Source organism: Ghiorsea bivora, from assembly GCF_000744415.1.
GTDB classification, from domain to species: domain Bacteria; phylum Pseudomonadota; class Zetaproteobacteria; order Mariprofundales; family Mariprofundaceae; genus Ghiorsea; species Ghiorsea bivora.
Genome location: NZ_JQLW01000006.1, coordinates 193,332 through 205,527 on the forward strand (window position 1 = coordinate 193,332; position 12,196 = coordinate 205,527).

The 12,196-nt window shown below is 44.0% G+C and carries 14 protein-coding genes and 1 tRNA gene; 12 read left to right on the forward strand and 3 right to left on the reverse strand.

Features of this window, described 5'->3' with window-relative positions:
* Positions 1 to 13: 13 nt before the first annotated feature.
* The 3 genes from DM09_RS03550 to lpxK all read right to left on the reverse strand — a co-directional run bounded on the left by DM09_RS03550 (position 14) and on the right by lpxK (position 2,997).
* Positions 14 to 1,480, reverse strand: a complete 1,467-nt coding sequence (locus tag DM09_RS03550; RefSeq protein ID WP_038247689.1) for a sodium:solute symporter — start codon at positions 1,478 to 1,480, stop codon at positions 14 to 16.
* Between the two features lie 224 nt (positions 1,481 to 1,704).
* Positions 1,705 to 1,896, reverse strand: coding sequence for a hypothetical protein (locus tag DM09_RS03555; protein WP_038247691.1), 192 nt, complete (start codon positions 1,894 to 1,896; stop codon positions 1,705 to 1,707).
* 27 nt (positions 1,897 to 1,923) lie between these two features.
* Positions 1,924 to 2,997 carry a tetraacyldisaccharide 4'-kinase gene (gene lpxK, locus DM09_RS03560; protein ID WP_232507738.1) on the reverse strand — a complete coding sequence of 358 codons (1,074 nt, stop codon included), beginning with the start codon at positions 2,995 to 2,997 and terminating at the stop codon, positions 1,924 to 1,926.
* Between the two features lie 176 nt (positions 2,998 to 3,173).
* Here lpxK and DM09_RS03565 point away from each other — a divergent pair, with 176 nt between their 5' ends.
* The 12 genes from DM09_RS03565 to DM09_RS03620 all read left to right on the forward strand — a co-directional run bounded on the left by DM09_RS03565 (position 3,174) and on the right by DM09_RS03620 (position 12,189).
* Positions 3,174 to 3,926, forward strand: coding sequence for a hypothetical protein (locus DM09_RS03565; protein ID WP_038247693.1), 753 nt, complete (start codon positions 3,174 to 3,176; stop codon positions 3,924 to 3,926).
* Positions 3,927 to 4,165: 239 nt separating this feature from the next.
* Positions 4,166 to 4,633, forward strand: coding sequence for a pyridoxamine 5'-phosphate oxidase family protein (locus tag DM09_RS03570; RefSeq protein WP_038247695.1), 468 nt, complete (start codon positions 4,166 to 4,168; stop codon positions 4,631 to 4,633).
* The gene (locus tag DM09_RS03575) at positions 4,627 to 5,424 is read left to right on the forward strand and encodes an inositol monophosphatase family protein (protein WP_038247696.1); all 798 of its coding nucleotides are present in this window, start codon (positions 4,627 to 4,629) and stop codon (positions 5,422 to 5,424) included. The genes DM09_RS03570 and DM09_RS03575 overlap by 7 nt, the downstream gene beginning before the upstream one ends.
* Complete coding sequence (locus DM09_RS03580) at positions 5,408 to 6,433, forward strand: polyprenyl synthetase family protein (protein ID WP_232507739.1); 1,026 nt, start codon at positions 5,408 to 5,410, stop codon at positions 6,431 to 6,433. Before DM09_RS03575 ends, DM09_RS03580 begins: the two co-directional genes overlap by 17 nt.
* An 86-nt stretch (positions 6,434 to 6,519) precedes the next feature.
* Complete coding sequence (locus DM09_RS03585) at positions 6,520 to 6,990, forward strand: cyclic nucleotide-binding domain-containing protein (RefSeq protein WP_038247697.1); 471 nt, start codon at positions 6,520 to 6,522, stop codon at positions 6,988 to 6,990.
* A gap of 90 nt (positions 6,991 to 7,080) precedes the next feature.
* On the forward strand, positions 7,081 to 8,022 hold the full coding sequence (gene thiL, locus DM09_RS03590) for a thiamine-phosphate kinase (protein WP_051938060.1): 942 nt from the start codon (positions 7,081 to 7,083) through the stop codon (positions 8,020 to 8,022).
* Positions 8,006 to 8,512: a phosphatidylglycerophosphatase A family protein gene (locus DM09_RS03595; RefSeq protein WP_038247698.1), complete on the forward strand. Its 507-nt coding sequence runs from the start codon at positions 8,006 to 8,008 to the stop codon at positions 8,510 to 8,512. The genes thiL and DM09_RS03595 overlap by 17 nt, the downstream gene beginning before the upstream one ends.
* Before the next feature lies 1 nt (position 8,513).
* Complete coding sequence (locus DM09_RS03600) at positions 8,514 to 8,975, forward strand: CinA family protein (protein WP_038247699.1); 462 nt, start codon at positions 8,514 to 8,516, stop codon at positions 8,973 to 8,975.
* A gap of 51 nt (positions 8,976 to 9,026) precedes the next feature.
* The gene (gene mdh, locus DM09_RS03605; protein ID WP_038247700.1) at positions 9,027 to 10,010 is read left to right on the forward strand and encodes a malate dehydrogenase; all 984 of its coding nucleotides are present in this window, start codon (positions 9,027 to 9,029) and stop codon (positions 10,008 to 10,010) included.
* A complete protein-coding gene (gene sucC / locus DM09_RS03610) occupies positions 10,007 to 11,164 on the forward strand; it encodes an ADP-forming succinate--CoA ligase subunit beta (protein ID WP_038247701.1) in 1,158 nt (385 codons plus the stop codon). The genes mdh and sucC overlap by 4 nt, the downstream gene beginning before the upstream one ends.
* On the forward strand, positions 11,165 to 12,031 hold the full coding sequence (gene sucD, locus DM09_RS03615) for a succinate--CoA ligase subunit alpha (protein WP_038247702.1): 867 nt from the start codon (positions 11,165 to 11,167) through the stop codon (positions 12,029 to 12,031).
* A gap of 69 nt (positions 12,032 to 12,100) precedes the next feature.
* A tRNA-Ser gene (locus DM09_RS03620) sits at positions 12,101 to 12,189 on the forward strand.
* Positions 12,190 to 12,196: the final 7 nt, after the last annotated feature.

Genomic DNA, 12,196 nt, shown 5'->3' on the forward strand with positions numbered 1-12,196 from the left:
TATTTTACCAATTTTAATCTTTTTCATGACTCAAAAATTGTAATACAAATGATGATAGCAATATTAAAAATGTGCCCACCACACCAATCATCATGGTATGCAATGGGAACGTTAAATCCATTTCAACGCCAAACTTCGCCAAACTTGCCCATGCCACAAACACCACGCCAATCAATGTCGCAATCATAGCTAGTTTGGATGAAAGTTTGGGCAACAACAGTGCTGATAAAAACAAGCCCAACATACCCCCACCAAAAATCGCCGAAATTTGCCACCAAACATCCAAAGCCGTTTTCACATCAATCATGGCAAGGCTGGCAAGTGTTGCCACCACACCAATGATTGCCGTGGTAAAACGAATCATGCGCAATTGTTTGGCATCATCAGCCTGTGGATGAAACACCCGCTTGTAAAAATCAATCGTGACCACCGTTGCTGAGCTATTGAGTGATGAGTCCAGTGTACTCATACCTGCCGCCATCACCCCCGCAATCACAATACCCACCAAACCTGTTGGCAATTCATGCACAATAAAATACGGAAACACTTGGTCGGCTTTGGCAGGAAAATTTTCAGGTTGAACATTGAGATAATACACAAACAACGCCGTACCAATCATAAAAAACAAAGCTGAAATTGGGATATAAAGTAATCCACCCAACCACAATGCTTTTTTCGCTTCATGTTCTGATGGTGCAGACAAAAAACGTTGCACATAATTTTGGTCAACCGAGAAGTTTTTTAGGTTTTCCACAATACCGAAGATGAAGATGACCCAAAAACCTTGCACCACCAAGTCAAAATCGAATGTACCCAAATCAAACTTATGCGCTCGGCTTGCTTCTGCGGTCAGCACTTCAAAACCACCATCCATATTGTTGATAAGCAAGAACAAACACAACAAACCACCCAATAGTAACACAATGGACTGCACCACATCCGTCCAAATCACCGCAGCAAAACCACCCAACAATGTATAAAGAATAGTCAGCGCACCCAATGCTAAAATCAGCGTGGTAATATTCATGCCCAACAAGGCCGCCAAAGCCAGTGCAGTTAAATATAACACCACGGCAAAACGACCGACTTGCAACAACACATACGCCACACCCATATACAGCCGCGCCCAAAGCCCAAATCGACTTTCCAAGTATTCATAAGCCGTGGTCTGCACATGATTACGATACAAAGGAATAAACCACTTGGCAGCAATCCAAATGGCAATGGGTAATGTCAGCGAAAACACAAAAGGTCGCCAATCCGAAGCATACGATTTACCAGGGTTGGCAAGAAAACTAATACTACTCAAATACGTTGCCATGAGTGATAAACCAATCGCCCAACCGGGAATCAATTTACCCGCCAAGGTAAACCCTTTCATATCATGGCTACCTTTAACAAACCACGCCCCAAAAGCGGTAGTCGCCACGATATAAATCACGATAATGGCTAGGTCGATACTGGAAATACTGCTTTGCATAAACGCTCCCTTCCGAGCCAAACCGTAGCAGTTATTTCGGCTTTAATGAACCGCAGTACCCGCAAGGGGGGGGGGGGGGCAGGCTTCTTGCCTACGGCAATTCATCACGGAACACAGAGTTACGCAGAGGAACAACGCTATCAATTATACGTCTTCCCACGCAGATGGGAATCCACTTCCCTTTGTTTAGCTACGTCGAAGCCTTGGTTTGCAATATTGCAATATCAAGAAACATCATCTTTTCCCAACGCATAAAATCTAAATGCAAACCCAATACTAAACACCACCAAGGCAATCGCTGCACCTCCCCACCATGGCAAGGATCTCACCTCAAACCAGTTCAGCATAAGATTCAAAAGCCATACCACGAAAAGCAACTTACCCAGTGACGACAAATAATCACCCAGCTTTAACATATAATCTATCCTCCCATCATGAAGCTATTATCCCATAACATTCACAAACGCTAATACTGAAGCAAGTAGCCCTTCCTCAGCCTCAGCCTTTTGCTCCAGCACCCAAAGCGGTTTGCTGTTGTCCCAAAGTGGTAAAAGTTTTACAGCATCTTTACCCGTAGTCACAATGGTTTGATTGCCCTTCATCAGTTTAGCTACGACATCTTGGGTGTAAGCATGGTGGTCATCAAAGATTTCATGATTCATCACTTCAAACCCCAAAGTTTCCAAATCATTGCGCACTCGCCTTGGTCTTGCCACCGAAGTCACCAGTGTCACCTTACTATCGACACCAAGCGGCATACCCTGCACACCCATCCAGTCCACAACACCCGCCGCTTTTGCCGACCAATCCCATTCTTTAGCATCCGTCAACGGTTCAAACCCACCATGCCCCGTGCGTACCACAACATCCGCCCGAGCAAGCGCAGAAACAGGCTCTCTTAAAGGACCTGCAGGCAACAAATAACCATTACCCACGCCCTCTTTGGGCACAAGCACAATATCACACACCCTATGCAGTTGGCGATATTGAAAGCCATCATCCAAAATCAACACATCGCCATACTTAGCTGCCATCTCAGCACCTTTGATGCGGTCGCGCCCTGCAATCACTGGACACCCACTTAACCTATATAATAAAACAGCTTCATCACCCACTTCTCTAGCTTTAGAATACTGCGACACCACATGCGGCTCTTGATTATTTGCCCCATCACCTCGTGATAATAAAACAGGATTAAACCCTTGCGCTTTTAGCTCGCCTGCAAGCCAGACGACAAAGGGTGTTTTGCCACTGCCACCGACTGTAATATTGCCTACTGAAATCATAGGAATGGATGGGCAAACTTGGGTTTGAAAGCGTTTGTTTTGGTCGTATAACATGACCTTCTTATAAATACGCGACAACAAGCGCAGCCCAATATTGGGTTTACGGCGTTTGCTCCACCACATATGTTCAAACCATTGTTGCATAGCTGCACTTTGCTTGGCTTCAAAAGTAATTGCAACGGTATTACTTTTTTGAACCGCAGAGGACGCAGAGGAACACCAAACTTTCACACCCGCTTTCCCCTTTGTTAAGCTGCGCCGAAGCCTTGCTGTTGAAGAAGGAATAAGCGAAAAAACTTTTCGCCCCCATTTTAACTAACACAGATAAAGAAAAGTTAATATACCTCTTGACTTTCTTACCCCCCCCATATTTTTCGCATAAAACTAGTGAGGGGAGAATATTAACCATGAATTTTAAACAAACTATTACTTACGCAACCATACTTACACTACTAGCAGCCTGTGTGCCACCAAAGCAGACTACAACAATAAACACCAAAACTGAGCCTGCAAAACCAGTCACTGCGGTAGCTCTTAACATCACACCACTAAAGCAAACAAAGCTATCTCAAACAAAATCTAAAGTGACTGTACGCATCGAACCGATAAATGAGTGGTCATACCATTGGGTTTATACTAACTTATACACTCAAAAACCCGATGAGATTAAACTATTTACACTTAAAATCGAAGATGGAAAAAAGGATTACATTAAAGAATCAAAGCCCAATCTATTTTACGACAACGAAAACGTTCGGTTCAAGATTACAATTAGTAATCAATCGGATAAAGTTATTAGACCTTCTGGCAGTGTTTTAACCATTGATGCTGATGGCAAAAACCTTCCCGTTCAAAAATCCCAAATGCTAGATTACATTAATGCAATAATTGTGCCCAACTCATCCAAAGAAATGATTATTTCGCCTTTCACAATAAAAGCTCTAACATCCAAAAATCATGGAACTATTCGTTTTGGGTTATATGAGTTAAAGGTTGGTGATAAACTAGAAACATTTGAATGGTATTATAATTTCAAGAAGGTTTTTCATACTATAAAAGGTCAATCAACTATCCATACCGAAGAACGCTTATATCCATTCAATGTCCCAGCTCGCCAAGGACAACGGACACCTGGACCAAAAGCGGTTATTATCGACTAACTGAAAACATTGCCATTAAAAAGGAAAAAGGAATAAGCAAAAACTTTTAGTCCCACTTCAAAGGAATCTGTCATATCCCAAAATATACTATAATCTTTTGGGATATGTCGGTTCGTTTCTTTTTCGGAAAAGAAATTAACAAAAATCTTTCTTTTACTCATGGATTCCCGCCTGCGCGGGAATGACGACCCTTGTTTATCTTCGTGACCATCAACATAAAAAGCAGTAAGTTGTGCCTTATGAACAACAAGGAAAATAACGATTGGAAAGCTGGTATTCAAACATTGTTGAGCAACACCCGCATTGCTTTTTTAAGTACGCAAGGCGACATATCGCCTGAAACCAGCATGTGCCCTTATGCTGTGTTTCAAGGTGATATGGTGTTGCACTTATCAGCTCTTGCCAAACACAGCAAAAACCTAAGCAACAGCCAACACGCTGGGCTAATGATTTGCACGCCTGAATCAGCAGATTTCTCTCCACTTGCCCTGCCTCGCTTAAGTTTTACAGGGCATATCGAAGCTGTGCCTGAAGATGAACAAGCAGCTTATAAAAAAGCTTACTTGCAAAACATCCCTGATGCAGAACCCTTATTTTCATTCCCCGACTTTACGCTCTATCGCTTCAAGGCGAGTGCTGTGTTTTGGGTGGGTGGCTTTGGCAAAGCTCGCCAAATTCCTTTAGAAACATGGAAATCTATATGTTAAATTTATTATCCCAAGTCGAAAGCATCGCCAAAGAAGTTGGGCAACATATTTTATTGCCTGCCTTTATCAGCCAGACTTCAATACAATCGCGAAAAAGCGATGGCTCTATCGTCACCGAAACCGATGAAAAAGCACAAACCTTTATCCAACAAGCCTTGCATGACATCCACCCAAACATTGGATTTCTTGGCGAAGAAATGAGCAAAGCCGAACAACAACAAGCTTTAGATGAAGGTGGCAAGTTTTGGTGCGTTGACCCCCTCGATGGCACGGGAAACTTCACTACCCCCATGCCTTTGTTTGCTATATCCATTGCTTTGATTGCAGATGACAAACCCGTACTTGCCTGTATTTATGACCCTGTACGCGATGAAATATTTTCCGCCACACGGGGCAATGGTTTAAGTATTAATGGTGAAAGCTATACACCTATACCTGTGAACAAACCTTTGAATGATTGTATTGGTTTTGTTGATTTTAAACGCCTTCAAACACCACTTGCCATCAAACTCGTGACAAAAAAACATTATCGAAGCCAACGTAATATCGGTACATGCGCGTTGGAATGGGCATGGCTTGCCGCAGGCCGTGCGCAATTTATTGTGCATGGTGGACAAAAACTTTGGGATTATGCCGCAGGTCTATTGCTTGCCGAAGAAGCTGCTTGCACGGTGACTGATTTTGCAGGTAACCACCCTTTTGCACAATCGCGTTTAAGCTGCCCTATTCTCGCCACCAGCAATACGGATTTATCCCAAGCTTGGTTATCGTTGGTTGACGAAAAAGCTTAACCCCCTACGCTTGCAACCCGTGAAAAACGACAACCCTCTCAACCAAGCCATCAAACTGTGTACCGATGACATGAAACGCGTGAATGACTGCATTCATGACAATCTGCAATCGGACATCGCCATGATTCCTGCCATTGGTCACTATATTATTAATAGTGGCGGCAAACGTCTGCGCCCTTTGTTATGCCTTTTGATTGCCAAAATGTTTGATTATAAAGGTGATAGGCATATCCCTCTATCGGTGGTGGTTGAGTTTATTCATACCGCATCCTTATTGCATGATGATGTGGTGGATTCATCCGATTTTAGGCGCAGTAACCCATCTGCCAATGCCGTATGGGGCAATCAAGCCAGTGTCTTGGTGGGCGATTATTTGTTTTCCCGTTCCTTCCAAATGTTGGTACAAGACAACGATATGGGCATGTTAAAACTCATGGCTGATGTAACCAACGCACTGGCTGAAGGCGAGGTATTACAATTATCCCGCACTTTTCACTTGGAAATGACCGAAGAAGAATGCCTAGAAGTGATTGAACGCAAAACGGCTGTATTGTTTGCCGCCGCTGCAGAGGTTGGCGCACATGTCAGTGGTCAATCCGAGCAAGTGATTCAAGATATGACCGAATATGGTATGTGTTTGGGTGTAGCTTTTCAATTGATGGATGATGCTTTGGATTATTTATCCGATGAAGAAGCCGCTGGCAAACCTGTGGGACATGATTTGGAAGAAGGTAAAATCACCTTACCGCTGATTCATGCCATGCACCAAGACCCAGAGCTTCAAGAGCGTGTACGCATCATTTCTGAACGCGATGAAAACCCATACCATGAAGGTGATAGAGCATGGGTTCGCGACCGTGTATTGCAACATGGCGGCACTGAATACACCATGTTTAAAGCCAAAGTTTATGCAGAACGAGCGATGAATTTATTACCCGATGTAGAAAACAAAGAAATTAAACAGCTATTGTGTGACCTAGCTAACTTTTCTGCACAACGTTTATATTAAACTACTACGTATAAGCAGCATGTCGCTTGATAAAAACATCAAGACTGTTTACATTGAGCTTAGAGGAACTTGGAGGAACAACACACATGAATATTGATTTTAATTGGTTGGAAAAAAACTTCTTTGGACAGAAACTTGATGACACACAACGCGACGTGTTATCCACAAAATTTGACGTGGTTAAATATAGCGCTGGTGATACCATCGTAAAACAAGGAAGCATGGGGCAAGCACTCTATATTATCCATTCAGGCACTGCGCATATCGACTGCGATTGTAATGGTGAGAATGTACGTGTTGGCACTGTTCACTCTGGCGACTTGGTTGGCGAAATGAGTTTTTTAACTGCGGCAGAGGCAAGTGCTACCGTGACTGCCCGTGATGACTGTGTAATCTATAAACTACCACGTTCTGCTTTCACCAGCTTAATGAAAGAAAATCAAGAGTTGGCGTATGCTGTGTTTGCACACCTACTTACCCATACAGCTGATGTGATTCGTCAAATGAATGCTGAAAAAGCAGCCATTCAACATTATATGGCAGGCAGCCGCTTCTAAAAAACAACGCTGCTCAACCTATGGCACCAAATCTAAGAACCAAGCAGTCATTCTGCTTGGTTTTTTTTTATCTTACGTTAAGTTCACAGCATGAATCATGAATTTGATGCCATCAGTCGCTTATTTCAACAACGCACCCCTTTTCAACATCCGACAACCCAAGTGGGCAACGGTGATGATGCTTCAACCCATAAAATTCCTGATGGTTTTGAGTTGGTTGTTAGCACCGATACTGCTGTTGAAGCTGTGCATTGGCCTCAAGATATGCCCTTGGATATTGCAAGCAATCGCGCCATTAACGCAGCCCTTTCCGATTTGGCAGCCATGGGCGCAACACCAGCTTGGCTATGGCTTGCCATCATGGCAAAAGATGCTACAAGTTTAAGCAGTATGAGCGATGGTATTGTACAAGCATGTTTAACCCACAAGGTTGAGCTTGCTGGTGGTGATACTGTACGTTCAAGCACCAACACCATCAATGTTACCGTGGGTGGTTTACTACCCAAAGGGCAAGCCATGTTACGCGCCCATGCCCAAGTCAGTGATAATGTTTGGTTGTTGGGCAACATAGGCTTGGCCGCAGCAGGTTTAAAACAATGGTTTAAAGGTGATAAAAAAGGCTGTTTTGTTCCCTATTTCCAACACATCAAACCTTTATACCAGCAAGGCATTGCTTTGCGTAAGCTTGGTATCCGTTGCTGCATCGACATCAGTGATGGGCTGCTCCAAGATGCAGGACATATCGCCAAAAGCTCAGCGCTTGGTTTGCATGTTGATTTGGCGCATATTCAGAACCTAGCTTGCTACCAGCAGTTATTAGCCCACTTTGATAAAGAAACCAGCTTGAAAAAAGTTTTAAGTGGTGGAGAAGATTATGCTTTATTATGCACTGCCCCGAAATCACAGCAGCGAGTACTACAAAATATGCATGCACAGCATATTGGCACTTGTGTGAAAGGTGACGGTGTACATTTGATACATGAGGGGAAAATCGTGGACTATAATATCAAAGGTTATGACCATTTTGCATAATACAACACTATCCACACTCAAATGGCTTGCCGCAGGGCTTGGCAGCGGTTGGTTGCCCAAAGCACCAGGCACATGGGGCAGTCTATTTTCTCTTATTCCTGCTTGGTTTATTTTACAAACTTGGGGGTCTCATGGCTTAGGTATGGCAACATTATACGTCACAGGTATTGGTTTTATCGTGTGTTATTATTTATTACCTCATCTTGTCGCCCAAGGTGAGAACCATGACCCTGGGTGGATAGTCATTGATGAATGGGCAGGGCAATGGCTTTGTATCTACATCATGCTTTTGTTTTACCCTCAACTTGATTTAAACATGCTTTTACCCTTTGCTTTTGTTCTCTTTCGATGTTTTGATATTCTCAAACCTTTCCCGATTAAAACCGTGGAAACATGGGGTGCGGATTGGTTTTCCATTATCAATGATGATTTGGTTGCAGGTATGATGGGAGCAGCTCTTGGACTGTTAATTTTAACTTGGGTTACATAAAATGAATAAAGCACAACATTTAATTCAAAAACTACAGCAAAATCACTGGCAAATTCGTTGTGTAGAGTCTTGCACAGCAGGTGCACTTACCGCAGCGATTGGTAGCATCGCTGGTGCATCATCGGTATTGGATAGAAGCTGGGTAACATATAGCAACCAAGCCAAACATGAAGAAGTGGGTGTCCCCCTTAAGACTCTTGAAACCTATGGTGCAGTGAGCAAGGAAGTTGTACTCAGCATGGCAGAAGGCGCTGTTCGCGGCTGTGAAAATCATACATTATCACTTGCCGTAAGCGGCATTGCAGGCCCTGATGGCGGCAGAAAAAACAAACCTGTAGGCACGGTTTGGATTGCTTGCAAAACACCTTCTCAAGCAGCCTATGCCCAATGTTTTCATTTCAAAGGCAGTCGCACAGAAATACAATTACAAGCCGTAACACAAGCGCTGACTATGCCTTTGTAAAATAAAACGCTATCTTACGACTTATCAATAACCATCTCAAAGGAGTCGCTTATGCGCTGGTCTGGTGTTGTTCCACATGATAATGCTTATTTCCCAAGAAAAAAACTCACCGTTGTTGGCTCTGGTAATGTCGGTGCAACTGCTGCATTTTTAGCCGCTTATAAGGAGCTGGGTGATATTGTATTGCTTGATGTGATGGAAGGTGTGCCCCAAGGCAAAGCTTTGGATATGTATGAAGCCTCTCCCATTTTAGGTTATGATGTGAATGTCAAAGGCACACAAGATTATGCTGACACTGCAAATTCCGATGTGGTTGTGATTACGGCAGGCATAGCCCGCAGACCAGGCATGAGCCGTGATGACTTATTGGCAACCAATGTAAAAATTGTCGCTGAAGTCACCGCAAATATCGTCGAACATTCACCCGACTGCATTATTATCGTGGTTACCAATCCGCTCGATGCCATGGTTTATACTGCCAAACAAGTTTCAGGTTTTTGTCGTAAACGCGTGGTTGGCATGGCTGGCGTATTAGACTCTGCACGTATGCGTTCATTTATCGCCCAAGCTTTGGATGTATCCATCACCGATGTTTCCGCTTTGGTATTGGGTGGGCATGGCGATAATATGGTACCACTTACGCGTTATTCTACCGTAGGTGGTATTCCACTGACTGACATGATGAGCAAAGAAGACATTGATAACATCAGTGAACGCACTGCCCAAGGTGGTGCAGAAATTGTACAGTTACTCAAAACTGGCTCGGCATTTTATGCGCCCGGTGCAGCCGTTGTTGAAATGGCAGAAGCCATTTTAAAAGATCAAAACCGTATTCTACCCTGTGCAGCTTGGCTTGAAGGTGAATATGGCATCAACAATTATTTTATGGGAGTACCATGCAAACTGGGCGGTGGTGGCATGGAAGGCGTCATCGAGCTGGACTTAAATAAACAAGAAAAAACAGCCATGAAAACATCGCTAACATCCGTCAAAGAACTGGTCAAACAAGTTGATAACATGGGTATTTTTTCATGAATATCCACGAATATCAAGCCAAACAATTACTCAAAGCTTATGGCATCTCAGTCCCTCATGGTAAACCCGTTTTACATGCTGATGAAGCCTTTGCCATTGCTGAACTTTTGGGTGGCGACGTTTGGGTCGTCAAAGCGCAAATTCATGCTGGTGGTCGTGGCAAGGCTGGTGGTGTGCGCATTTGTAAATCACTGGCTGAAGTAGAGCAAGCCGCCAATGACTTGATGGGCAGCACCTTGATCACCCATCAAACAGGTAAAGAAGGCAAAGAAGTTCATCGTCTATACATTGAATCTGGCGTTGATATTGAACATGAATATTACCTAAGTTTGCTGATTGATCGTGAGCATGAGTGCATCAGTTTTGTGGTCTCTCCAGATGGCGGCATGGACATTGAAGAAGTTGCAACCAACACCCCTGAGCGCATTTTAAACGTGCAAGTGGATACCGTATCAGGTTTATCGCCCTATATCAGTCGGAAAATGGCGTTTTTCCTAGGACTAAAAGGCGACAATGCTAAAGTATTTGGTAAATTGGCAGAATCACTGTATGCCATGTTTGTCAAAACAGATGCCAGTTTGCTTGAGCTCAACCCTTTGGTGCTCACCACACAACATCAATTTATTGCCCTAGACGCCAAGTTTTCTGTGGATGACAATGCACTTTATCGTCAGCCCAGTGTTGCCAATTTGCGCGACCTAGACGAAGAAGACCCTAAAGAAACCGAAGCTGCCAAATATGGGCTTAATTATATTGCGCTTGATGGTTCCATCGGCTGCATGGTTAATGGCGCAGGGCTTGCCATGGCAACCATGGATATTATCCAGCTCAAAGGACAAAAACCCGCCAATTTCTTAGATGTTGGTGGTGGTGTGACGGTTGAAACTGTATGCGAAGCATTCAAGCTTTTATTTGATGACCAGCATGTTAAAGCCGTATTGGTCAATATTTTTGGCGGCATTGTGCGCTGTGATGTGATTGCCCAAGGTTTGCTCGAAGCGATTAAAACACACCCTATGCGCGTACCTGTGGTGATGCGTTTGGTAGGCACCAATGAGAAAGAAGGGCGAAAACTCATTGCCAATGCAGATTTGAATGTGCAGTGGGCAAGCGACTTAGATGAAGCAGCAACTTTGGCTGCGGAGGCTGTATAAATGGCAGTATTACTTGATAAAAATACCCGCGTCATTTGCCAAGGGTTCACGGGCAAACAAGGCACTTTTCATTCCGAACAAATGATAGCTTACGGCACAAATTTTGTGGGTGGTGTCACACCAAACAAAGGCGGTGCTACCCATCTAGGGCTACCCGTATTTAACACCGTAGAAGAAGCTGTAAACCAAGCTGGTGCTGAAGCCTCAGTGATTTATGTGCCCGCACCCTTTGCAGCAGACTCAATTATGGAAGCCGCTGATGCTGGTATCAAACTTATTGTATGCATCACCGAAGGTATTCCTGTTGAAGATATGCTAAAGGTAAAAGCATATTTAAGGGGCAGGGATAATATCCTAATTGGTCCAAACTGCCCTGGCATCATCACCCCAGGGCAAGCTAAAATTGGTATCATGCCAGGACATATTCATTTACCTGGTCGTATTGGCGTGGTCTCGCGTTCTGGCACACTCACCTACGAAGCTGTAGAACAACTTACCCAAACCAAACTTGGGCAAAGCACCTGCATTGGCATTGGTGGTGACCCTATACACGGCATGACATTCACCGATTGTCTTAAACTTTTTGAAGCTGATACACAAACCGAAGGTATTATCATGATTGGTGAAATTGGTGGCTCAGAAGAAGAAGAGGCCGCCGAATATATTCAACACCATGTATCAAAACCCGTGGTCGCATTTATCGCAGGCGCAACTGCGCCTTCAGGTAAACGTATGGGGCATGCTGGTGCCATTATCTCTGGTGGCAAAGGTACGGCTGAGGCTAAATTTACAGCATTGGAAGCCGCAGGTGTTATCGTAGAGCGCAATCCAACCCTGCTTGGTAAACGTATGACTGAGCAATTTTAAAGGATTTTTATCATTCTTGTCTTTTCCATTTGCAATCGAAACAACACTGGCTATATTGCGCCCCACAACGGAAGGGTGACAGAGCTGGCCGAATGTACCGGTCTTGAAAACCGGCGTAGGGAAACCTACCGTGGGTTCGAATCCCACCCCTTCCGCCAGCTAATG

Bases quoted from the DNA above. Each gene is read 5' to 3' on its own strand.
- DM09_RS03550 (WP_038247689.1), bottom strand. From the start codon at position 1,480: ATGCAAAGCAGTATTTCCAGTATCGACCTAGCCATTATCGTGATTTAT.
- DM09_RS03555 (WP_038247691.1), bottom strand. From the start codon at position 1,896: ATGTTAAAGCTGGGTGATTATTTGTCGTCACTGGGTAAGTTGCTTTTC.
- DM09_RS03565 (WP_038247693.1), top strand. From the start codon at position 3,174: ATGAATTTTAAACAAACTATTACTTACGCAACCATACTTACACTACTA.
- DM09_RS03570 (WP_038247695.1), top strand. From the start codon at position 4,166: ATGAACAACAAGGAAAATAACGATTGGAAAGCTGGTATTCAAACATTG.
- DM09_RS03575 (WP_038247696.1), top strand. From the start codon at position 4,627: ATGTTAAATTTATTATCCCAAGTCGAAAGCATCGCCAAAGAAGTTGGG.
- DM09_RS03585 (WP_038247697.1), top strand. From the start codon at position 6,520: ATGAATATTGATTTTAATTGGTTGGAAAAAAACTTCTTTGGACAGAAA.
- thiL (WP_051938060.1), top strand. From the start codon at position 7,081: ATGAATCATGAATTTGATGCCATCAGTCGCTTATTTCAACAACGCACC.
- DM09_RS03595 (WP_038247698.1), top strand. From the start codon at position 8,006: ATGACCATTTTGCATAATACAACACTATCCACACTCAAATGGCTTGCC.
- DM09_RS03600 (WP_038247699.1), top strand. From the start codon at position 8,514: ATGAATAAAGCACAACATTTAATTCAAAAACTACAGCAAAATCACTGG.
- mdh (WP_038247700.1), top strand. From the start codon at position 9,027: ATGCGCTGGTCTGGTGTTGTTCCACATGATAATGCTTATTTCCCAAGA.
- sucC (WP_038247701.1), top strand. From the start codon at position 10,007: ATGAATATCCACGAATATCAAGCCAAACAATTACTCAAAGCTTATGGC.
- sucD (WP_038247702.1), top strand. From the start codon at position 11,165: ATGGCAGTATTACTTGATAAAAATACCCGCGTCATTTGCCAAGGGTTC.